This is a genomic window from Flavobacterium sp. YJ01, from assembly GCF_029320955.1.
Classification (GTDB): domain Bacteria; phylum Bacteroidota; class Bacteroidia; order Flavobacteriales; family Flavobacteriaceae; genus Flavobacterium.
Genome location: NZ_CP119757.1, coordinates 4,794,936 through 4,818,569 on the forward strand (window position 1 = coordinate 4,794,936; position 23,634 = coordinate 4,818,569).

Annotated in this window: 14 protein-coding genes; all 14 read left to right on the forward strand. The window is 34.3% G+C overall.

All coding sequences use genetic code 11. The features are described from left to right. The 14 genes from P0R33_RS20850 (at nucleotide 1) to P0R33_RS20915 (ending at nucleotide 23,634) form a co-directional block, all read left to right on the forward strand. Complete coding sequence (locus P0R33_RS20850) at nucleotides 1-2,292, forward strand: GH92 family glycosyl hydrolase (protein WP_276173085.1); 2,292 nt, start codon at nucleotides 1-3, stop codon at nucleotides 2,290-2,292. Between the two features lie 48 nt (nucleotides 2,293-2,340). Then, a complete protein-coding gene (locus P0R33_RS20855) occupies nucleotides 2,341-3,774 on the forward strand; it encodes a glycoside hydrolase family 125 protein (RefSeq protein ID WP_276173086.1) in 1,434 nt (477 codons plus the stop codon). 29 nt (nucleotides 3,775-3,803) lie between these two features. Beyond that, a complete protein-coding gene (locus P0R33_RS20860) occupies nucleotides 3,804-5,981 on the forward strand; it encodes a GH92 family glycosyl hydrolase (RefSeq protein ID WP_276173087.1) in 2,178 nt (725 codons plus the stop codon). A 58-nt stretch (nucleotides 5,982-6,039) separates the two neighbouring features. Beyond that, nucleotides 6,040-8,001, forward strand: coding sequence for a glycoside hydrolase family 97 protein (locus tag P0R33_RS20865; RefSeq protein ID WP_276173088.1), 1,962 nt, complete (start codon nucleotides 6,040-6,042; stop codon nucleotides 7,999-8,001). Between the two features lie 34 nt (nucleotides 8,002-8,035). Beyond that, complete coding sequence (locus P0R33_RS20870) at nucleotides 8,036-10,735, forward strand: glycoside hydrolase family 78 protein (RefSeq protein WP_276173089.1); 2,700 nt, start codon at nucleotides 8,036-8,038, stop codon at nucleotides 10,733-10,735. A 12-nt stretch (nucleotides 10,736-10,747) separates the two neighbouring features. Next, nucleotides 10,748-12,073: a sugar porter family MFS transporter gene (locus tag P0R33_RS20875; protein WP_276173090.1), complete on the forward strand. Its 1,326-nt coding sequence runs from the start codon at nucleotides 10,748-10,750 to the stop codon at nucleotides 12,071-12,073. Nucleotides 12,074-12,109: 36 nt separating this feature from the next. Then, nucleotides 12,110-13,252: a glycoside hydrolase family 76 protein gene (locus P0R33_RS20880; protein WP_276173091.1), complete on the forward strand. Its 1,143-nt coding sequence runs from the start codon at nucleotides 12,110-12,112 to the stop codon at nucleotides 13,250-13,252. A 30-nt stretch (nucleotides 13,253-13,282) separates the two neighbouring features. Continuing rightward, nucleotides 13,283-14,416: an aldose epimerase family protein gene (locus tag P0R33_RS20885; RefSeq protein WP_276173092.1), complete on the forward strand. Its 1,134-nt coding sequence runs from the start codon at nucleotides 13,283-13,285 to the stop codon at nucleotides 14,414-14,416. Nucleotides 14,417-14,540: 124 nt separating this feature from the next. Further along, on the forward strand, nucleotides 14,541-15,374 hold the full coding sequence (locus P0R33_RS20890) for a universal stress protein (RefSeq protein ID WP_276173093.1): 834 nt from the start codon (nucleotides 14,541-14,543) through the stop codon (nucleotides 15,372-15,374). Nucleotides 15,375-15,985: 611 nt separating this feature from the next. After that, nucleotides 15,986-17,032, forward strand: a complete 1,047-nt coding sequence (locus P0R33_RS20895) for a beta-ketoacyl-ACP synthase III (RefSeq protein WP_276173094.1) — start codon at nucleotides 15,986-15,988, stop codon at nucleotides 17,030-17,032. A 33-nt stretch (nucleotides 17,033-17,065) separates the two neighbouring features. Next, nucleotides 17,066-18,160 carry a histidine kinase gene (locus P0R33_RS20900; RefSeq protein WP_276173095.1) on the forward strand — a complete coding sequence of 365 codons (1,095 nt, stop codon included), beginning with the start codon at nucleotides 17,066-17,068 and terminating at the stop codon, nucleotides 18,158-18,160. 5 nt (nucleotides 18,161-18,165) lie between these two features. Beyond that, nucleotides 18,166-18,921 (forward strand): LytTR family DNA-binding domain-containing protein, encoded by a 756-nt coding sequence (locus tag P0R33_RS20905; RefSeq protein ID WP_276173096.1) that lies wholly within the window; start codon nucleotides 18,166-18,168, stop codon nucleotides 18,919-18,921. Nucleotides 18,922-19,299: 378 nt separating this feature from the next. Next, nucleotides 19,300-20,445 carry an efflux RND transporter periplasmic adaptor subunit gene (locus P0R33_RS20910; protein ID WP_276173097.1) on the forward strand — a complete coding sequence of 382 codons (1,146 nt, stop codon included), beginning with the start codon at nucleotides 19,300-19,302 and terminating at the stop codon, nucleotides 20,443-20,445. Nucleotides 20,446-20,478: 33 nt separating this feature from the next. Next, nucleotides 20,479-23,634 (forward strand): efflux RND transporter permease subunit, encoded by a 3,156-nt coding sequence (locus P0R33_RS20915; RefSeq protein WP_276173098.1) that lies wholly within the window; start codon nucleotides 20,479-20,481, stop codon nucleotides 23,632-23,634.

Consider the following 23,634-nt stretch of genomic DNA (forward strand, 5'->3'; position numbering starts at 1 on the left):
ATGAATATTAAAAACTCCATTGTCTTTACGCTTTTCACTTTCACTTTTTTAAGTGCACAAAATCCGCAGGTTATAACGCCGCAACAGCCTATCGATTGGGTAAATCCTTTAATTGGTTCCGATTCAGATTACGGAATTTCAAACGGAAATACCTATCCTGCAATCGCAATGCCGTGGGGAATGAATTTTTGGACGCCTCAAACAGGAAAAATGGGCGACGGTTGGGCTTATACTTATAAATCAAACCGAATTAGAGGCTTTAAACAAACCCATCAGCCATCTCCTTGGATGAATGATTACGGGCAGTTTTCTATAATGCCAGTAACGGGCGAATTAAAATTTAAGGAAGAAGATAGACAAAGCTGGTTTTCGCATAAAGCAGAAACTGTTACGCCATATTATTATAGCGTTTATCTCGCAGATCACAATGTTACAACTGAAATTACGCCAACAGAAAGAGCGGCAAGATTTAGATTTACGTTTCCAGAAACTGACAAATCTTATATCGTAATCGATGCTTTTGATAAAGGTTCATATGTAAAAATTATTCCTTCTGAAAGAAAAATTATCGGCTACACAACCAAAAATAGCGGCGGTGTTCCAGAGAATTTTAAAAACTATTTCGTCATCATTTTCGATAAAGATTTCCAGCTGAATTCTACTTTCAACGGAGATGCTTTAGAAAATGCTTTAGAAATGAAAGCCGATCATGCAGGTGCTGTAATTGGTTTTAAAACAAAAGTAGGCGAAAAAGTAAATGCTCAAGTGGCTTCTTCTTTTATCAGTTATGAACAAGCCGAATTAAACTTAAAAGAAATCGGAACTAATAACTTCGATCAGCTTAAGGAAAAAGGAAAAAACATTTGGAATAAAGAATTAGGAAGAATTAAAGTTGATGGGGGAACTTCAGATCAATTCGGTACTTTTTATTCTTGTTTGTACAGATCGTTGCTTTTTCCAAGAAAATTTTATGAGTACGATAAAAACAATAAAGTCGTGCATAACAGTCCATACAACGGAAAAGTTTTGTCGGGATATATGTTTGCAGATACTGGTTTTTGGGACACTTTTAGGGCGTTATATCCTTTCTTAAATTTAATGTATCCAGAATTGAATACGCAGATGCAGGAAGGTTTATCAAATGCGTTTAACGAAAGTGGCTGGCTTCCAGAATGGTCAAGTCCAGGTTTGCGCGATATTATGGTCGGAAATAATTCGGCATCGATCGTTTCTGAAGCATATTTGAAAAGCGGAAAAGTAAAAAGCTACGATATTGAGAATTTATACAAAGCTTTAATTCATGGAGCAAACAATGCTGGTCCGATGAAAGCAGTTGGTCGTGCAGCGGCTAATTCATACAATGCTTTAGGTTATGTTCCAAATGATGAAGTGAATGAAAGTGCCGCTAGAACTTTGGAATATGCTTATGACGATTTTGCCATTTATCAATTAGCGAAAGCATTAAATAAGCCAAAATCAGAAATTGATTTGTACAAAAAAAGAAGTTTAAACTATAAAAATCTTTTTGATCCGAAATACAATTTGATGCGTCCAAAAAATAAAGACGGAAAATTTATGGAACCGTTTGATCCTTTCCAATGGTTTAACGGATTTACAGAAGGAAACAGCTGGCATTATTCGTGGTCAGTTTTTCACGATGTACAAGGTTTGGTTAATTTAATGGGCGGAAAAGAAACGTTTGTTTCTCAATTGGATAAAGTTTTCTCATCGCCTCCAGTTTTTGCCACAAAAGATTTTAAAGGTGGTGTAATTCACGAAATGAGAGAAATGCAGATTGCCAATATGGGACAATACGCGCACGGAAATCAACCAATTCAACACATGATTTATTTGTATAATTATGCAGGAGAACCTTGGAAAGCACAATATTGGGTAAGAGAAACTATGAACAGAATGTATCACGCAACGCCAGATGGTTATTGCGGCGACGAAGATAACGGACAAACTTCGGCTTGGTATGTTTTTTCTTCTTTAGGATTTTATCCTGTAACTCCCGCTTCAGATCAATATGTAATTGGTGCGCCATTGTTTAAAAAAGTGACACTTCAATTAGAAAATGGAAAATCAATTACAATTAATTCTCCAGAAAATAGTGAGCAGAATCGATACATTCAAAACATGAAATTGAATGGAAAAGTTTACACAAAAAACTGGTTAAGCCATTCTGAATTAATGAAAGGCGCAACTTTGGATTTTGATATGTCATCGGAACCAAATAAGAAAAGAGGAATCAATAAAGAAGATTTTCCATACTCTTTATCAAACGAATAAAAAAGAATAAATGGAGGTTCTTGCCTTCACAATTTAAAATATATCATTATGCAAAGAAGAAAATTTATCCAAAACACCGTTTTATTTAGCAGTTTAGCCCTTATTGATCCTCTAGAAATAGTGGCTGGAACAAAAGCTGCTGTTAAGGATTTTCCAATTGTCAGAGTTCCCAAAAACAAAAGAAATTTTGAAAGTGAGTTTATTGAAAAAACAATTGCTGAATTTCAAAAAAATGTAAAAGATAAAGAGTTAGGATGGTTGTTTAACAACTGTTTTCCGAACACATTGGATACAACTGTAACATATTCACAAAAAAACGGACGTCCAGATACGTATGTAATTACGGGAGATATTGATGCGATGTGGTTACGTGACAGTTCTGCGCAAGTTTGGCCGTATATGGCTTTTGCAGGAAAAGATGAAAAATTAAAAAATCTGATTGCTGGTGTTATCAACAGACAGACAGAATATATTTTGAAAGATCCTTATGCGAATGCATTTTACAACGATCCGAACAAAAAAGGCGAGTGGACAAGTGATCATACAGACATGAAACCTGGTGTTCACGAAAGAAAATATGAAATTGATTCTCTTTGCTATCCAATCAGATTAGCGTACAATTATTGGAAAAATACAAAAGACGTTTCTCCTTTTGATGAAAATTGGGTAAAAGCGATTAAAACGACTTTAAAGACTTTTAAAGATCAGCAGCAAAAAGATGGTAAAAATCCATATACTTTCCAGAGAACGACGCAATTTGCTACCGACACAAGACCTTTAAAAGGTTACGGATATCCAGTAAAACCAGTTGGTTTGGTTTGTTCTGCTTTTAGACCAAGTGACGATGCAACTGTTTTTTCTTTCTTAATTCCTTCAAATTTCTTCATTGTAGCAAGTATGAATCAGGCGGCAGAAATGTTAGAAGCCATTAAAAAAGACACTGCAACGGCTAAAGAATTAAGAGCTTTAGCAGATGAAGTTTCAAAAGCAATTAAAGAACATGCCATTGTAAAACATCCAAAACACGGTGATATTTATGCATTTGAAGTAGATGGATTTGGCGGACATTTAATGATGGACGATTCTAATGTTCCGAGTTTATTAAGTTTACCGTATTTAGATGCTATCGACGTTAAAGATCCAATTTATCAAAATACTAGAAGATTTGTTCTTTCAGAAGACAATCCGTTTTTCTTCAAAGGTAAAGTGGCGGAAGGAATTGGCGGTCCACACGTAGGAATGGATATGATTTGGCCAATGTCATTGGTTATGAGAGCTTATACAACTTCAGATGCAAACGAAATTAAAGATTGTATCAGAATGCTAAAAGCTTCTCATGGAGACACCGGTTTTATGCATGAATCTTTCCACAAAGACGATGCTAAGAATTTTACTAGATCTTGGTTTGCTTGGACAAACACTTTGTTTGGAGAACTTTTATGGGACACTTATAAAACCAACCCCAAGCTACTGGAGTTATAACTTTTAACCGATTTTAATTTTTTAAAATTATGAAATTAAGAAAGAAAATATTACTCGCGACATTAACAATGTCTATGGCGAGCCTGACAACTATTGCTCAAAAATCAGGCGGAGGTCTTGCAAAAGGAAAATATACAGCTTTGGTCAATCCGTTTATTGGAACAGCGCCTTTACTTGATACAAAAATTATTGGTTATACACCTCCAAAAGATATGCGTGTTTGGGCAGGTTTGGTTTTTCCTGGTTCTTCTGTACCCAACGCAATGGTGCAATTAAGTCCGATGACGAAATACAGATCTGGAGCTGGTTATGAATATGAAGATACCGAAATTTTAGGTTTCACGCATACCAATAAAGGACATTGGAATTTATGCCACATTCCGTTATTACCCGTTTCAGAAGGCGCTTCATTTCCTTATAAATCATCTTTCAGTCACAATCAGGAAAAAGCAAGTCCTGCGTATTATGAAGTATTTTTAAAAGATTATAATGTTCAAGTAAAACTGACTTCAACCTTACGTTGCGGAATCCACGAATATACATTCAAAAATAATAAAGGAAGAAAAGTACTTTTTGATTTAGGAAAAGCAAATAATCGTGTAGACGATTGGCAAATCAAACAAGAAGGCACAAATGCAGTGAGCGGTTTTCAAAGAACTGGAGGCGAAAAAATATATTTTTATGCGACTTTAAGTAGTCCAATTGATAAATTAGATACTAAAGATATCGCAAAAAGTGGCGGTTATACTTTGATAAATATCAAAGATGGCGATAACAAACCCGTTACAGTAAAAATTGCTTTATCGTTTGTAAGTGTTGAAAATGCAACTGAAAATCTGAAAGCAGAAGTTGGTGATAAAACGCTAACAAAAGTTTTTGAAGAAGGAAGTTCAGAATGGGAAAAACTGCTTTCGAAAATTCAAGTAAAAGGCGGTACAGACGAACAAAATGTAATGTTTTATAGCATGTTGTACAGATCATTTTTATGGCCAGCTTTAAGAAGCGATGTAAATGGACAATTTACAGACGAAGCTGGAAAAGTTCGCAGAGAAAATTATCGTTATTACACAATTCCTTCATTATGGGATGATTACAGAAATAAATTGGTTTTATTGAGTATTTTTTCTCCAGAAGTTACGGCAGATGTCATCAGTTCAATTATCAATGAAGGAGAAATTAAAGGTTTCATTCCGACGTTCTTTCACGGAGATCACGCGGCATCTTTTATTGCTGGTTCTTACATGCGAGGAATTCGAAATTACGACGTTAAAAAAGCTTATGAATTATTATTAAATAACGCTTACAAAGAAGGCGGAACAAGACCTCATATCGCAGAATATATAGCAAAAGGCTATGTGCCAGAACAAGATATTAAGGATCCTAAAGTAGAAACGGTAGCAAATGCAGCAGTTACAAAAACGCTCGAATATTCTTATGACGATCACGCGCTGGCTTTGTTGGCGAAAGAATTAAACGACACAGAGCATTATAATGATTTGACAAAACGTTCTAAAAATTACGCCAATGTTTTTGATAAAGAATCCACTTTTATGCGAGGAAGATTGGCAAACGGCAATTGGATTACACCTTTTAATCCTGAATTTCCGTATTATGAATATATGTACAGAGAAGCAAATGCATGGCAACTTTCATTTTTCGTTCCGCATGATATGCCGGGATTGGTGAAATTGTATGGAGGCGACAAACCGTTTGAAGCAAAATTGGATGAATTTTTTACAAAACCTTGGAACCCAAATTATATTGCTTGGAATATTTCTGGTTTTATCGGTCAATATTGTCATGGAAATCAGCCCGATCATGAAGCGCCGTTTTCGTATTATTTTATAAATAAACCTGAAAAATCGCAAAAAGTAATTGACGAGATTTTAGATACGATGTACGGAATTGGTCCAGAAAAACTGGCAATGAGCGGCATGGATGATGCGGGAGAAATGTCTTCTTGGTATGTTTTTGGCGCTTTAGGATTATATCCGTTATCGCCTGCAGATCCTGAATATATTGTGACAGTTCCGATTTTTAAAGAAGTTTCGTGGACAACTCCGCAAGGAAAAAAAGTAACGATTAAAAATCCAAACGGGAAAAGAGATTTAGAATCTATTAAAGTAAATGGTTCTAAAATCAATAGTTATTTCATTTCTCACGATTTATTTAAAAATGGTGGCGAAATTCAGCTTCAAACAAAATAATTCAATCTATAATAGCGTCCCATTTTTTGGGACGTTATTTATATAAAAACGATTTTACATGAAAAATATAAAAGTATTGGTTTTCCTGTTTTTGTTGTTTGAAAGTTATAATGCTCATTCACAAAAAACAAATTTTGAAGTCAGTTCTCCAAATGGAGAAATAAAAGTTTCAATCAATTTAGCAGATAAAATCTATTATGTTGTTTCGGCAGGAAATGAAACTTTAACAGAAAAAAATCATTTAGGATTAGTGCTAAAAAATGAAACTTTAGGTTCAAATCCGAAACTAATAAATAGCAAAACAGGAAAAATAAATGAAGTGATAAAACCTGCAATTCCAGTTAAATTTTCAACCGTTTCTAATTCTTATAATTATTTGCTTTTAAATTTTAAAGGAAATTATTCTGTTGAATTTAGAGCTTTTGACGAAGGAATTGCATATCGATTTATAACTTCCAAAAAAGGAGAAATTGAAGTTTTAAATGAAGACTTCTCGATCAATTTTCCAACAAATTATTTCGTCCATTTACAGCAAACAGGAAATTTTAAAACCTCAAGCGAAGAAGAATATTCACATGTAAACTCTAGCGATTGGACTTCTTCCTCAAAAATGTCTACACTTCCTATTTTAGTTGATTCCAAAAAACAATACAAAATACTAATCAGCGAGTCTGATTTGTCCGATTATCCGGGAATGTTTTTAAAAGGAACTGGAAAAGGCGCTGAATCTACATTTCCTAAAACACCTTTAGATTTTGGACCCGATGGCGACAGAAGTTTAAAGATTTTAAAAGAAGCAGATTACATCGCAAAAACTTCTGGAACTCGAAATTTTCCTTGGCGTTATTTTGTCATTACAAAAAATGATAAAGAATTGATACAAAATACCATGACATTAAAATTAGCTCCAAAAAGCGAAATAAAAGATACTTCATGGATCAAACCTGGACAAGCGAGTTGGGAATGGTGGAACGGCGCAACTCCTTATGGTCCAGACGTCAATTTTGTTTCAGGTTACAATTTAAATACGTATAAATATTACATCGATTTTGCTTCCAAATTTGGCATCAAATATATCATTATGGATGAAGGTTGGGCAAAAAGTACAACAGATCCGTATTCGCCAAATCCAGATGTAGACGTGCATGAATTGATTCGCTACGGAAAAGAAAAAAATGTTGGTATTGTTTTATGGCTGACTTGGTTAACGGTAGATAAAAACATGGAACTTTTTAAAACTTTTAAAGACTGGGGAATCGCAGGCGTAAAAATTGATTTCATGGATCGCAGCGATCAAGTAATGGTGAATTATTATGAAAAAGTAGTAAAAGAAGCTGCTAAAAATCAAATATTTGTAGATTTTCATGGCGCCTTTAAACCTTCTGGTTTAGAATATAAATACCCGAATTTACTTTCTTACGAAGGCGTTAGAGGAATGGAACAAATGGACGGCTGTAAACCAGACAATAGTGTGTATTTTCCTTTTATGCGAAACGCCGTTGGCCCGATGGATTATACGCCTGGAGCGATGATTAGCATGCAGCCAGAAGTATACAGGTCAGAGCGTCCTAATTCTGCAAGTATCGGAACTAGAGCGTATCAAATGGCTTTATTTGTTGTTTTTGAAAGCGGTTTACAAATGCTTGCCGATAATCCAACCCTTTACTATCGTGAAAAAGAATGTACAGAATTCATTACTTCTGTTCCCACAACTTGGGATGAAACAGTTGCTTTAGAAGCCAAAACTGGACAATACGCAATTGTAGCCAAAAGAAAAGGTTTAAAATGGTTTATTGGAGGAATTACAAACAATGCTGAAAAAGAACGAACATTCAAACTGAATCTTAATTTTTTAAAGAATGGGAAATCCTATAAAGTAACTTCATTCGAAGACGGAATCAACGCGGGTTATCAGGCAATGGATTATAGAAAAAAGAATTTCGATATAAAATCGGGCGAAAGTATTGAAATCAAAATGGTTAGAAATGGAGGTTGGGCTGCAGTTTTAGAAGAAATTTAAAAACTAAAAACCATTCTAAAAAAAAGAAAATCTAATGATTATACAGAATCAAAATAATACAAAAATAAAACAGCTGTTTTTACTTTTTCTGTTAATGAGTTTCAGTAGTTATGCGCAAATTCCAGTAAATCTTAAATGCGAACATTTGGTAAATCCATTAGGAATTGATGTTCGAGAACCGAGACTTTCTTGGCAATTTGATGGGAATAGAAAAAGTAGTTATCAAACCGCATATCAAATAGAAATTGCCACAGATTCAATAGCTTTAAGTAAAGAAAAAGCAACGGTTTGGAATACGGGAAAAGTAATTTCATCAGACATTTTAGTTTCATATAAAGGAGTATCTCTTCAATCTTTTACTACTTATTTCTGGAGAGTAAAAGTTTGGGATCAAAATGAGAAAATTCAAGTTTCAAAAATTCAGCGTTTTGAAACCGCCATGCTGAATTCTACCGATTGGAAGGGAAGTTGGATTTCAGATTCTCATGATATGAATTATAAACCAGCGCCTTATTTCAGAAAAGAAATTTCTACAGAAAAAACTATAAAATCAGCTCGTGTTTATGTTGCAGCGGCGGGATTGTATGAATTTTATGTGAATGGAAAAAAAGTTGGAAATCGACTGCTAGATCCAATGATTACAAAATTCGATAGCCGAAACTTATATGCAACTTTAGACATAACATCGCAATTGCAAAAGGGAAAAAACGCTTTCGGAATTTTATTAGGAAATGGCTGGTACAACCATCAATCGACGGCCGTTTGGAAGTTTGATAAAGCGATTTGGAGAAATCGTCCGCGTTGTTTGGTAAACATTAGAATTACTTATTCTGACAATACAACCGAAACCATAACAACAGATGAAACTTGGAAAACAGCAGATAGTCCCGTAATTTTTAACAGCATTTACACAGGCGAACATTATGATGCGCGAAAAGAAATCAGCAATTGGAATAAACCCGATTTTGATGATAATAATTGGAAACAATCAATAGTTGTAAAATCGCCATCATCCAATTTGGTTTCGCAGCAATTGCATCCTATTCGGGTTACTACTCAATTAAAACCAACTAAAATTAATCGAGTAAATGATACTTTAACCGTTTTTACTTTTCCTAGAAACATTGCAGGAACAGTTCGTTTTTCTATAAAAAATGCAGTTGCAGGAACGATTTTCAGAATAAAACATGCAGAACTTTTGTATGAAAACGGAATGGTTGATCTTTCTAATATTGACTTGCATTATCGTCCAACGGATAATTCAGATCCTTTTCAGACGGATATTTTTATTGCGAAAGAAAATGGTAAGGAAAACTTTTCGCCAAAGTTTAATTACAAAGGATTTCAATTTGTTGAGGTAACTTCAAGCCGTCCGTTTAAATTAAATAAAGATTGCCTTTTGGCTCTCGAAATGCATAGTGACGTTCCTTCGGTCGGAAAAATTAAAACTTCGAATCCAGTTTTTAATAAAATTTGGGAAGCCACAAACAGTAGTTATCTAGCAAATTTATTTGGTTATCCGACAGATTGTCCGCAACGTGAAAAAAACGGATGGACGGGAGATGCACAAATCAATATCGAAACGGGTTTATACAATTTTGACGGAATTACGATTTACGAAAAATGGCTTGCAGATCATCAAGACGAGCAGCAGCCAGATGGAGGAATTTCTAATATTGTTCCAAATCCTGGAGCTTTTGGATATGAATTTGCAACTGGACCAGATTGGACAAGTTCGATTGCTATAATTCCGTGGAAAATATATGAGTTTTATGGAGATAGCAGTTTGCTCAATAAATTGTATCCCAACATAAAAAAATATGTGGATTTGATTGATCAAAAATATCCAACTGGCGTTACAGATTGGGGATTAGGCGATTGGGTTCCTGTAAAAACTCAAAGTTCAAAACCGCTCACTTCGACAATGTATTATTATGCAGATGCCTTGATTTTAGCCAAAACAGCCAAATTATTCGGTAAAACAAGCGACGCAGAACACTATTTTAAATTAGCAGAAAAAATTAAAAAAGCATTCAATAATCAGTTTTTTAATCCATCAACAAACTTGTATGCGAGCGGAACACAAACCGAGTTATCTGGTTCATTGTATTGGGGATTGGTTCCTGATGAATTCAAACAAAAAGTAGCCGATAATTTATATAAAAAAGTGCAAGAAACTAATTTTCATTTGGATGTTGGTTTACTTGGAACAAAAGCTTTACTTAATGCGTTAAGCGAAAACGGTTATGCCGATGCAGCATATAAAATCGCTTCTCAAGAAGATTTTCCGTCTTGGGGTTATTGGATCAAAAATGGAGCTACAACTTTGTATGAAAACTGGCCGCTACATGTGGAGAAAAATGATGCTTCCTTGAATCATATTATGTTTGGAGAAATAGGAGCATGGATGTACAAAGGTTTGGGTGGAATTTTTCCAGATGAAAATTTACCAGGTTTTAAGCATATTATTTTAAAACCAAATTTTGTAAACGGACTAGATTATTTTGAATCTGAACATGAATCGCCTTATGGTAAAATTGTCTCGAACTGGAAACGAAAAAGAAATAAAATAGTGTACAAAGTTGTTGTGCCACCAAATTCAAATGCTAGTTTTTATTTAGAAAGAAATAGCACTTTTTCTTGCAATTCAAAAGATATAAAAATAAGTGATGAGGGATTGTATAAAGTGATTCAGCTAAAATCAGGAAAATATTCATTTAGAATTAAAAACTAAATAATCATTATTATGAATAAAATAGTATTATGGGCAATTACGGCCGCATTGGCAGGCTTTTTATTTGGTTTTGATACCGTTGTTATTTCGGGCGCAGACAAAAAACTTCAGGAATTATGGCATAGTTCAGATGCATTTCACGGTGCTGTAGTAATGGCGATGGCATTGTGGGGAACTGTAGCTGGTGCAATTTTTGGAGGAATTCCAACCAATAAGCTTGGAAGAAAGAAAACATTGATTTGGATAGGAATTTTGTTTCTGGCTTCTGCGATTGGTTCGTCATTAGCAAACAATCCGTGGATTTTTGCTTTTTTCCGTTTTTTAGGCGGATTAGGAATTGGCGCTTCAACTATCGCCGCACCTGCGTATGTTTCTGAAATTTCTCCTGCAAAAGATCGAGGCAGATTGGTTTCTTTATATCAATTTAATATCGTTTTGGGAATTTTAATGGCTTTTCTTTCTAATTATTTACTAAAAGATGCCGGAGAAAATGCTTGGCGATGGATGCTTGGTATAATGGCTTTTCCAGCATTTTTTTACACATTAATTGTTTTTACAATACCAGAAAGTCCGAGATGGCTAATATCGCAATCTAAATTTTCTGAGGCAGAATTAGTTTTAAAGAAAATAGATCCAACTGCAAAAATTGAAGATCTATTGCACGAAATGCATTTTTCAGAAAATGAAAATAAAGAAGAAAAAAAAGAAACCATATTTCTGAAAAAATATAGATTTCCGCTTTTGCTGGCATTTTTAATCGCTTTGTTCAATCAGTTTTCTGGAATAAATGCCTTTTTATATTACGCACCAAGAATTTTTGCGGAAGCAGGATTAGAAGAAAGTGCGGCTTTAATGAGTAGCGTCGGAATCGGAATCACAAATTTAATATTTACACTTATTGGAGTTTTTCTAATTGATGTTCTAGGAAGAAAAGTTTTAATGATTATAGGATCAATTGGTTATATTATTTCTTTAGGATTGGTATCTCTTGCTTTTTTCTTAAAATGGCAAGGCATACAAGTTCCGCTTTTCTTATTTTTATTTATTGCTTCGCACGCCATTGGGCAAGGCGCTGTAATTTGGGTTTTTATTTCAGAAATTTTCCCAAATCATTTGCGAGCTAGCGGTCAGGCATTTGGTTCATCAACACATTGGGTTTTGGCGGCAATTATTCCGTCTATGATTCCGTTTTTATTTTCAACAATTGGAGCCGGAACTGTTTTTCTTATTTTTACTTTAATGATGATTCTGCAATTGCTTTTTGTAGTGTTTATGATGCCTGAAACAAAAGGAAAATCGTTAGAGGAACTTCAGAGCACCATATTCAAACAAGATTAATTCCATTAAAAAATATATAATATAAATAATTAGATTATGAATAAAAGAAAAGGAAGTATTCTACTTTTTGCAGCAATAGTACTGTTCTCTAGTTTTTCATTTATAAAAAGAAGTGAAAAGCCAAAAAACGATTTTTATAAAAAGGAAATGGAAAGTCTGAATGTTGCGATTGAAAATAATTTTCATGATAAGGCTTCTGGTTATTATTTCGTGGATTTAGATCCGGCAAAAAGAGAAACGAAATTTGGACATAAAAGAGAATACAGTTGGTTATGGGCACTTTGTGCGATGTTTGAAGCTTCTAACGAAATTGAAAAAGTAGATAAAAAGGCAAACTTAGTCGATGGCATTTTCAATAGTATGCAGCCTTATTATGATCCTTCGCCACCGAAACCGGGTTATGGTGAATATATTGTAAAATTGAGCAAAGGTCAGCGATATTATGATGACAACCAATGGATTGGAATAACGGCTTTGGATATTTACGAAAGAACCGGCAAGAAATCTTATTTCGATTTAGGAAAATCAATGTATGATTTCATGATGACGGCATCAGACAATGCGCTTGGAGGCGGATTGTACTGGAGAGAAAATGATTTTGAAACGAAAAATACCTGCTCAAACGGACCTGGAATTATTGTTGCCTTAAAAATGTACAAAGCCACAAAGGACAAAAAATACCTTGAAAATGCGATAAAGATTTACGATTGGACAACTCAAAAACTACAGACTCCTTCAGGTTTATTTTACGATAATATAAAGGTTAAAGATGAAACTATTGGAGAAACCGTATTCTCTTATAATACAGGAACTATGCTGCAGTCTAGTGTCTATTTATACGAATTGACGGGAGACAAAAAGTATCTTGAAAAAGCAAATAAAATGGCAGAGAGTTCTTTAGACTATTTTTATAAAAGCGGAAAATTTAGAGACGGATATTGGTTTAATGCTGTTTTGCTTCGTGGTTATATGCATCTTTTAAAATATAATAAAGATCTAAAATACATTTCAGGATTTAAAAAATGTTTGGATAATGCGATTAAAGACAATAAAAATGCAAAAGGATTATTTGAAGCAGATAATGGTGAATACAATTTAGTAGAACATGGCGGAATGCTCGAAATTCTGGCTCGATTTGCACATCTTGAAGAACAGTACGATTTGTCAAAATTGAAATAATGTTAGCAGTATAAAATAAAATTTAGAATCATGAACAAATTTCAATTAAGTATAAGCTTGTCATTTTTAATCTTATTCGGCTTGACTGAAAATATATTGGCTCAAAACAAAAATTCGGCTAAAAAAGTGTCCATTAAAAAAGAAATGATGGGACAAGTTAGCGGAGAAGATGTTTTTCAATATACGTTACAGAATAAAACCGGAATGCAGGTTCAATTAATTACTTATGGAGCGGCAATTACAAATATTGTCACACCAGATAAAGATGGAAAAATGAGCAGTGTCGTACTTGGTTTCGATTCGCTTTCGCAATATGCAAGTAATGACAACTCGTTGATGGGCTCTACGGTTGGTCGTGTTGCTAATCGCATATCAGATAAGAAATTCACACTTGATGGAAAAGAATTTACTCTTTCTTCAGATATTCATGGCGGTGTAAATGGTTTTGATAAACATGTTTGGAAAGCCAGAGAAATTTCAAAAAAGAATGAACCATCAGTCGAAATGACGTATTTAAGCAAAGACGGAGAGGAAGGTTTTCCGGGTAATTTGTCTGTTTCGGTAACGTTTACACTCAAAAATAATAATGATTTGGTTATTGATTATATGGCAACTACAAATAAAGCAACGCCATTAGTTCTGACTAATCATACTTATTTCAATCTTTCAGGCGGAAAAGAAACGAAAGCATTAAACACAGAATTAACCGTTTTTGCCGATCAGTTTTTGGAGTTTAAAGATGGAAGTATGCCAACGGGAAAAATCCTGAATGTAAAACAAACGCCTTTCGATTTTACTTCTCCTAAAACGATTGGGAAAGAGATAGAAAAAGTGCAGCAATATACAAATGGATACGATGTTACTTTTGTTTTGCGAAATCAAACTGGTAAATTAGCTCTCGCTGCAAAAGCTTTCGAACCTTTAAGCGGTCGTGAATTGGAAGTTTACACAACGGAGCCGGGTGTTGTATTTTATTCTGGAAACTGGCTGAGCGAAAAAGTAAAAGGACGCAACAACGTTCCTTACACAAAAAATGGTGCATTTTGCTTGGAAACAATGCATTATCCAAACTCAATCAATACGCCTGCTTTTCCAAATACAGTTTTGCGTCCTAATGAAATTTTTACTTCTCAAACCATTTATAAATTTGTTGTTCGAAAATAAGCCACTTTTTTTCAGAAACTATAATTTACGGTTGAGAAGTAAATAATGTTACTTCGGTGATTTTAAAAGAGCTTATGCTGATTAATTGAGGAATTTTGCTGGATTAATGCTTAATGACAATTTTATGACGTCACCACTAACTATAATTGCTGCAACCAATTTTTCAGCGATTGCAAACAATGCCGTTACATATGCTGCGGGACTTGCAAAAGCTACAGGAGCAAAACTTATTTTATTTAATTCATTTTCCTTGAGCGTTCACAGTGCAAATTCGCATATTACTGCAGATGCCATGCAGAAACAAATCGAAAAGGCAATTTCAAGATTAGAAGGTTTAGCCCAACAAACGGCTGAAATGTTTAAGATTCAAACAGAATCAATTTGTACATATTCTTTTTTAGAAGATGAACTTCCTAAAATTATTGAAAATACAAAAGCAGATGTAGTAGTAATGGGAATGGCAGAACGTTCTTTTGAACAGGAATTATTAGGAAACTCAACAACATCGGCAATAAAAAACCTCCATGTTCCAGTATTGGCAGTTCCAGAAAAAGCAAGGTTCTTAAATATAAAAAAGGTTTTGTATGCCTGTGACAGCTTGAGTTTTTCTGCGATAAAAAGATTCAGCTGGATTAAAAATGCTCTTGGAGATTTTGGCGCTGAAATTGAATTTTTTAGTGTAGACGAAAAGCTGGATGATTTAAAAGAGGAACAGCATAGAATTTTAATGAACTCTAATATAGAAAAAGAGTTTGAAGATGTCAAATACCTTTATAAAACAGTAAGATCTAATGCAGTTATAGACGAAATTAGAAAGGAAATTAAAAATTACGAAGCAGATTTGTTAATTATGGTGCCTCAAAAGTATGGTTTTTGGGATTCTCTAGTTCATAGAAGTAAGACTAGGATTTTAGCAGCAGGTCTGGATATTCCGTTATTGTCATTTCCAAATTATTAAAAATTGAGGTTATTTTAAAAAAGACACATAAAAATTGCAAGGTTTTTTTGAAAAAGTTTTACTAAAAGAAATCATAAAGAAAATATTTTTGATTTTAGGGATTCTATAATTTTTTAATGCTTGTTGTCAGATATAAAAATTATATTTTAACATTTTGAGCAGTTTTGTTAATTATTTTTAATTACCTGCTTGTTTCAGATTTTTTTAAATTAATTTTGTGACGCTCTAAAACTTAATGCAGATAGTTTTTTTATTAAAATGGCAGCAGCTGTAATTGGGAATAATCTACAAACTGAAACAGCATTATAAGATTTTAAAAATAAAATCAATTAAAAGGTTTATACCAAGGAATACCGAGAAAACACTTTGTGTAGATTTTTAATTCATTTTAATTGTATTTTTTTATAATAGTTAGTTTGTTCAGGTTTTAAATTTTTCTCAAAAAGGTTAATGTCAGAAGATTAAATTGACTTTTTACGATAACTATTATTGTTTTCGAGGTCTGTTCTAAGGGATTTTTTTGATTATTATTCCGCAGAACTTTCAAAAGAATAATGAAAGTGTTAAGCATTGGGTAATAAGAGTACAAAGCTTAAAAAAAACAAAAACAAATGAGCGCAGTAATTACAGCTATAGGTGGTTTCGTACCGCCATCTATCCTAACCAATAAAAAGATTTCAGAAACTGTAGATACATCAGAAGAATGGATCATCAAAAGAACTGGAATTAGAGAACGTAGAATTGCAGACGACGAAACGGCAACATCTGATCTTGCCGCAGCTGCAATTGAAAATCTGATCGAAAATTATAATGTTGATCGTGGCGAAATTGAAGCTTTGCTTGTAGCAACAGCAACTCCAGATCACATTTTAGCACCAACAGCAAGTATTGTCTGCGAAAAAAGCGGACTTACAAATGCTTTCGGAATTGACATGAATGCGGCTTGCAGCGGCTTTTTATATGCTCTAGAAATGGGAGCAAACATGATCGAAAGCGGACGCTACAAAAAGTTAATCATCGTTGGAGCAGATAAAATGAGTTCGATCGTAGATTATGAAGACCGTAATACTTGTATTCTTTTCGGAGATGGAGCAGGAGCTGTTTTGTTAGAAAAAACAGAATCTGATTATGGATTAATGAAAACAATTTTAAAAACAGACGGAAGCGGTGTTTCTTCTCTTGCCGTACCAGCTGGAGGTTCTAGAAACCCAACTTCTATGCAGAGTCTTTTGCACAGAACACATTATTTAAAACAAGACGGTGCTTTTGTATTTAAAAGAGCAGTTTCTGCAATGAGTCAGGTTTCGCAAGATGCTTTGGTAAAAAATGATTTAGAATCAGATAAAATTGATTGGGTAGTTCCGCATCAAGCTAATTTGAGAATTATTACCGCTGTAAGCGAAAATTTAAATATTGATTTTGAAAAAGTTAAAGTAAATATTGACCGTTACGGAAATACAACATCTGCAACAGTTCCGTTATGTTTATGGGACTTTAAAGACGATTTTAAAGAAGGTCAAAATTTATTGATCACAACTTTTGGTGCAGGATTTTCTTGGGGTGCAACTTGTTTGAAATGGGGTGTAATGCGTGAAAGAAAATCTGTAGAACAAAAAATAGCAAATACAGAAAAAGAGAATGTTTTGGTAGCGCACTAAGCAATGCCAAAATGTTCTATTTAAAATAAATAAATGGGGTTAGGAAACCAAAATAAAAGGTCGGGGAAGAATTTTTTCTATAAATATTACAGAGTTATCGTAATTCCGGCTGTTTTTTTGGTGTATTTATCTTCGTATTATTTTCTGAATCCGTATAGAAATTTTAAAGAAGAAAGTTTGCTCGATTTAGATCAAAGCTTCGATATCTTTATCATTCTTCTATATTGTGCCATACTTACCGAACTGACACTTTTTGTAGGCAGAAAATTAAATTATTACATCAGTTGGGAACAAAATCCGGTTTTTAGGGCGATAGCACAGTTTATTTGCCTAATTGCCGGAAATATGCTTCTAAACTATTTTTTTTCTTGGCTTTGGGATTATCTATATCCTTGCACGGCACTAGAAGAAAATGACTTAGTTACGATTTGGCAGTCTAAAATTATGGCTGCCATTATTTCGCTTTTCATCAGTGCTATTCATACCGGAATATTTCTGTTAAACAGATGGCGTTTAAATGCTATTGAAACTGCCGAATTAAAAATTAAAGCTTCGGAACTTCAGGAAGCGGTTACACGTTCTAAATTAGAATCTTTAAAAATGCAATTAGATCCGCATTTTGTGTTTAATAATTTCAGTACACTAACAGAATTGATTTATGAAGACCAAAAAGAAGCGGCTTCTTTTTTAGAAAATATAACGAGAGTATATCGTTATATGATTTCAAATTCGAATAAAGATACAATCACGGTAAAAGAAGAAATAGAGTTTTTAAATGCTTATTTCTATTTATTGAAGAAACGACTTGGCGAAAAAATTGATTTGAAAATTGAAATTGATTCAGCTTCGCTTTCATTGCATTTGCCACCATTAACTTTGCAATTGCTGGTAGAAAATGCCGTAAAGCATAATACGGCCACTTTAAGCAATCCGCTTACCATTTCTATTTTTTCGGATTCAGGCGATATTATTGTTCGAAATAAATTGCAGCAAACTGCTGGAAAAAGTCTGATTTCAACTGGAATTGGAAATAAAAATATTGAATTTCGTTATAAAATTTTATCTCAAAAAATGCCGAGTTTTAGTGAATCAAACGGCTATTATGAGGTGCGTCTTCCATTAATTTAAGAGTTATGAAAATTTTAATTATAGAAGATGAAAGTATAAATGCAAGCCGTCTAAAAAGACTGCTTGAAGAGCTAGAGCCAAATTGTGAAATTTTAGGCATTATTGACACTGTTATTGATACGGTAGCATGGCTAAATTCAAACCCAACACCTGATTTAATTACTATGGATATTCGTTTGGCTGACGGATTGAGTTTTGCCATTTTTGATGAAGTGAATATCACTTGTCCCGTAATTTTTACTACTGCTTACGATGAATACGCAATTCGAGCCTTCAAAGTAAACAGCATCGATTATTTGATGAAACCAATCGAAAAAAACGAATTGGAGCATGCTTTAACGAAATTCAAATCACTAAATAAAAACGAAACTAATTATACCAATATTACTGGGATTCTCAAAGAACTTATTCAGAAACCAGTTTTTAGAATGCGCTTTTTAGTTACATATCGTGACGGTTATAAAAGCGTTGATGTTTCAGAGATTGACTTTATTTATTCGGAGTTTAAAACCAGTAATTTATTTCTTAAATCGGGTGTAATTATTTCGATTCCGCAAACAATGGAAGAATTGGAGCAAGAACTGGATCCGAATATCTTTTTTCGCGCCAACCGCCAGTTTTTTATTCGCGCCGAAAGCATCAAATCTATTGCGAACTACTTTAACGCAAAATTGAAAATTCAATTAAAACGAGATCCAGAACGCGAAGTAATTATTAGCCGAGAAAAAACACCTCTGTTTAAACAATGGATGGATCGCTGATTTTAAGATGCTAAGGTTGTAAGTTTTTTTCTGCCACGAATTGCACTAATTTTCGCTAATTTTCTTTTTGAAGTTACGATGTTTTACTCTCGTTTTTGTCATTTATCATTCTACCTCATAAAAATTAGAGAAATCATATCGCCAGTTTTTATCCAAGAATTTTAATTATCGAAAATTCGTGAATTGCTTCGCCTGTTCGCTATCGCTCGTGTCGTGGCGGAAAAAAAACTTAGAATCTTAGCATCTCAGAACCTTAGAACCTTAAAAAAAAAAACATCCGTTTCAGTATCAAAAAATGCCGTTTGGGTAACTTTCTTCCTTAAAAAAGCTGTTTTCAGCTGTTATTTTGCTGCCAAATTTGAGGTAATTCATTTAAAAATGAAAAGTAAAATGACAAAACAGTTTTTTAAAAATAATCAAGCAGTTGGAAAGATTGCAGTTTTATTAATAATCATATCACTTTCTTCATGCGGAAAGAGTGGAGATGCGCAAATGGCACCTCCTAAACCTGAAGTTGACTTTCTTCAGACAAGTACGGCATCTGGAGATATCGAAAAAAAATATCCAGGTACCGTTGAAGGTACTGTAAACGTTGATATAAAAGCGCAAGTATCAGGATATCTTGAAGCTATTTATGTAAAAGAAGGAGATTATGTAAACAAAGGGCAATCTCTTTTTAAAATAAAAGGCGATGTTTATGCAGAACAGGTAAACAACAGTCGCGCGGCTTATAAAAGTGCATTAGCAAATCAGGCAAATGCAAAATTAGAAGTAGAAAAAATCAAGCCTTTGGTTGAAGGAAAAGTTTTTTCAGACATGCAGTTAAAAACTGCACAAGCAAATTACGAAGCTGCAACAGCTCAAGTTGCACAGGCTAAAGCCGCTTTAGGATCATCTCAGTTAAATGCCGATTTCTCTTTGATTAAAGCTCCTGTAAGCGGCTATATTAGCCGTATTCCAAACCGAATCGGAAATCTAGTTACGCCAAACGACGCAGTTCCGTTAACGACACTTTCAGAGATTAACAATGTATTTGTGTATTTCTCTCTAACAGAAGCCGATTATCTAGCTTTTTCAAAAGATTCAAAATCTGATAAATCGGTGAGTTTAATTATGGCAGATGACAGCGAATACGACCAAAAAGGAAAACTAGAAGTTGCCAGCGGAAATATAGATCGCGCTACAGGAACAATTGCTTTAAAAGCTATTTTTCCAAATCCGAAGAAAGAATTACGTTCTGGAGGTTCTGCTAGAATTGTGTTGAACAAGAATTTGTCTTCTGTTATTACAATTCCGATGGCAAGTGTAAAAGATATTCAAGATAAGTTTTTTGTTTTTGTTTTAAGAGAAGGCAACAAAGTAGCGATGGTTCCAATTGAAATTGCTGGAAATGCAGGAACCAATTACTTTGTAAAATCTGGTTTAAAATCGGGTGACAAAGTAGCTTTAAATTCTATCGATGTACTTTATGATAGTATGGAAGTTGTTCCAAAAACGGCTGCAAAAAATCTTAGCAGCAAATAATTTTTTGAATTAATATAAAAAATAACATTTTCCATGTTAAAGAAAATAATAGACAGGCCAGTTTTGGCTACAGTCATTTCCATTGTATTGGTTATCTTGGGGATTATAGGTCTTACGAGATTATCTGTAACGAGATTCCCAGATATTTCGCCTCCAACCGTTATGGTAAGCGGTTCGTATCCAGGAGGAAATAGTGAAACCGTTATTCGTTCGGTGGTAACACCATTAGAAGAACAGATTAATGGTGTTGAAAATATGCAGTACATTAAATCTACTGCCAGTAATGACGGATCTTTTTCGATTAGTGTCATTTTCAAGCAAGGTGTAGATCCAGATCAGGCTGCTGTAAACGTACAAAACAGAGTTCAGCAAGCAACGCCAAAACTGCCGCAAGAAGTTATCAGAATGGGATTAACGACTTCTAAACAGCAAAATAGTATGATTGTTATTTTCAACTTGTATACAGATGATAACAACAAATACGATGAGTTATTTTTGCAGAATTATGCCAATATAAATCTTGTTCCTCAAATGAAACGTGTTCCAGGTGTTGGACAAGTTCAGATTTTTGGTCAGAAAGATTATTCGATGCGAGTTTGGCTTGATCCTCGTAAAATGGCAAATGCTGGTTTAGTGCCTTCAGATGTTACGCAGGCAATTGCTGAACAAAGTTTAGAATCGGCTCCTGGAAAATTAGGAGAAGAATCTTCAGCGGCTTTAGAATATGTAATTCGTTACAAAGGAAAAAAGAACAAACCAGAACAATATGAAAATATTGTCGTTAAAAATAACGGAAGTAATGTTTTAAGATTAAAAGACGTTGCACGAGTAGAATTTGGTTCAATTTCGTACAGTGGTGATAATAAATCGAATAGTAAAAATGCCGTTACAATGGCAATTTTACAAACTTCGGGTTCCAACGCCAATGATATTGAAATCGGAATTAATAAAGAAGTAGAAAGATTGTCTAAATCTTTTCCTCCCGGAATTAAGTACGTCAACGTAATGAGTACAAAAGAAAGATTAGATGAAGCAACTGGACAGGTAAAATCGACTTTGTTTGAAGCTTTTATTCTGGTATTTATCGTGGTATTTATCTTCCTGCAAGACATTCGCTCGACGATTATTCCTGCGATTGCGGTTCCTGTGGCAATTGTCGGAACGTTTTTCTTTCTATTAGTTTTCGGATTTACGGTGAATATTCTAACACTTTTTGCTTTGGTTTTAGCAATCGGAATTGTGGTCGATGATGCAATTGTCGTTGTAGAAGCCGTTCACAGTAAAATGGAAGAAGATTCAGAAATTACGGCTAAAGAAGCTACACATAGCGCGATGGCAGAAATTACGGGAGCAGTTATCTCAATTACTTTGGTTATGTCTGCGGTTTTTATTCCGATTGGTTTTATGACAGGATCTTCAGGAATTTTCTATAAACAATTCGCTTATACATTGGCAATTGCGATTATCATTTCGGCTGTAAATGCCTTGACGTTAACGCCTGCATTATGCGCACTTTTGTTAAAAAATCACGGAGATAAACATGGCAATAACGAACATAAAACGACTTTTAAAGAACGTTTTTTTGTTGGATTTAATAGCAGTTTCGAAAATTTAACGGGAAGATATATCAAAGGTGTTCGTTTTTTAATTGGAAGAAAATGGATTGCAGCTGTATTAGTTGCTGGAATTACTGCAATTGCGGTTTATATGATGATGTCGACACCAAAAAGTTTCGTTCCGTTAGAAGATGATGGTTTCATGGTATACAGTTTATCAATGCCACCAGGAACGGCTTTGGATCGTACAACTGCGGTAATTCAAAAAATGGAAAAAGAATTAGGTTCGGTAGAAGCTATTGATGTCAATACGAGTATTACAGGATTTAATATTTTGAGTAATAGTGCCAGCCCTGCTTACGGTTTAGGATTTATTAAATTGAAACCTAAAAAAGAAAGAGGAGCAGTTAAGGATATTGACGAAATTATGAATGCCGTAAACGGAAAACTGGCTAAAATTAAAGAAGGCCAGATTATGGTTTTCAGAATGCCTCCAGTTGAAGGTTTCGGTGTAACAAGTGGTGCAGAAATTGTTTTGCAAGATAGAATGGCGAGAAGCCCAGAAACTTTAAAAGCAATGTCAGATAAAGTAATCGCTCAGATTATGCAGCAACCAGGAGTGCAATATGCTTATACAACTTTTAGAGCAGATTATCCGCAGTTAGAATTGGAAGTAGACGAAGACAAAGCGCGTCAAATGGGCGTAAATATCAAGGAGCTTTTAGGAAATATCCAAACGTATTTTGCAGGAGATCAATCGGCTGACTTTTCGAGATTTGGTAAGTTTTACAGAGTGAATGTAAAAGCAGATGGTATTTTTAGAATGGATGAAGATGCCTTTAATGAAATTTTCGTAAGAAATGCAGATATGCAAATGGTTCCAGTAAAATCGATTGTGAAATTCCACAAAGTATACGGACCAGAATCGGTAAATCGATACAATCTTTATAATTCGGTAAATATTACAGCAATGGCATTGCCAGGTTATAGTAACGGTCAAATTATGGGGAATCTAGAAAAAGTTTTAGATCAGCTTCCAGCAGATTACAGTTACGAATGGACAGGTTTAAGTCTTGAGGAAAAAGCAGGAGGAAGCCAGACTGTTGCCATTTTTGGGTTATGTCTATTGTTTGTATTCTTTCTGCTTGCTGCTCAATACGAAAGTTATTTATTGCCACTTGCAGTATTACTTTCTATTCCAACAGGAATTTTAGGAGCTTTTGCAGGAATTAAAGCGGTTGGATTAGACAACAATATTTATGTTCAAGTCGGATTAATTATGCTCGTCGGGCTTTTAGCCAAGAATGCCATTTTGATTGTGGAATTTGCTTTGCAAAGACGTCTTGGCGGATCATCAATAATAGAAGCGGCAATTGAAGGAGCACGATCAAGGTTACGACCAATTATAATGACTTCATTGGCTTTTATCGTAGGTATGATTCCGTTAATGTTTGCTTCTGGAGGAACCGCAGTCGGAAACCGATCAATAAGTGTTAGTGCCGCTGTGGGAATGTTTAGCGGTGTTGTATTGGGAATTTTTGTAATTCCGTTGCTTTTCATTGTATTCCAGTATTTACAGGAAAAAGTATCAGGAAAAAAGATTGCAGTACAAGTTCAAACCATAAAAGAATAA

Bases quoted from the DNA above. Each gene is read 5' to 3' on its own strand.
- P0R33_RS20850 (WP_276173085.1), top strand. From the start codon at position 1: ATGAATATTAAAAACTCCATTGTCTTTACGCTTTTCACTTTCACTTTT.
- P0R33_RS20855 (WP_276173086.1), top strand. From the start codon at position 2,341: ATGCAAAGAAGAAAATTTATCCAAAACACCGTTTTATTTAGCAGTTTA.
- P0R33_RS20860 (WP_276173087.1), top strand. From the start codon at position 3,804: ATGAAATTAAGAAAGAAAATATTACTCGCGACATTAACAATGTCTATG.
- P0R33_RS20865 (WP_276173088.1), top strand. From the start codon at position 6,040: ATGAAAAATATAAAAGTATTGGTTTTCCTGTTTTTGTTGTTTGAAAGT.
- P0R33_RS20870 (WP_276173089.1), top strand. From the start codon at position 8,036: ATGATTATACAGAATCAAAATAATACAAAAATAAAACAGCTGTTTTTA.
- P0R33_RS20875 (WP_276173090.1), top strand. From the start codon at position 10,748: ATGAATAAAATAGTATTATGGGCAATTACGGCCGCATTGGCAGGCTTT.
- P0R33_RS20880 (WP_276173091.1), top strand. From the start codon at position 12,110: ATGAATAAAAGAAAAGGAAGTATTCTACTTTTTGCAGCAATAGTACTG.
- P0R33_RS20885 (WP_276173092.1), top strand. From the start codon at position 13,283: ATGAACAAATTTCAATTAAGTATAAGCTTGTCATTTTTAATCTTATTC.
- P0R33_RS20890 (WP_276173093.1), top strand. From the start codon at position 14,541: ATGACGTCACCACTAACTATAATTGCTGCAACCAATTTTTCAGCGATT.
- P0R33_RS20895 (WP_276173094.1), top strand. From the start codon at position 15,986: ATGAGCGCAGTAATTACAGCTATAGGTGGTTTCGTACCGCCATCTATC.
- P0R33_RS20900 (WP_276173095.1), top strand. From the start codon at position 17,066: ATGGGGTTAGGAAACCAAAATAAAAGGTCGGGGAAGAATTTTTTCTAT.
- P0R33_RS20905 (WP_276173096.1), top strand. From the start codon at position 18,166: ATGAAAATTTTAATTATAGAAGATGAAAGTATAAATGCAAGCCGTCTA.
- P0R33_RS20910 (WP_276173097.1), top strand. From the start codon at position 19,300: ATGAAAAGTAAAATGACAAAACAGTTTTTTAAAAATAATCAAGCAGTT.
- P0R33_RS20915 (WP_276173098.1), top strand. From the start codon at position 20,479: ATGTTAAAGAAAATAATAGACAGGCCAGTTTTGGCTACAGTCATTTCC.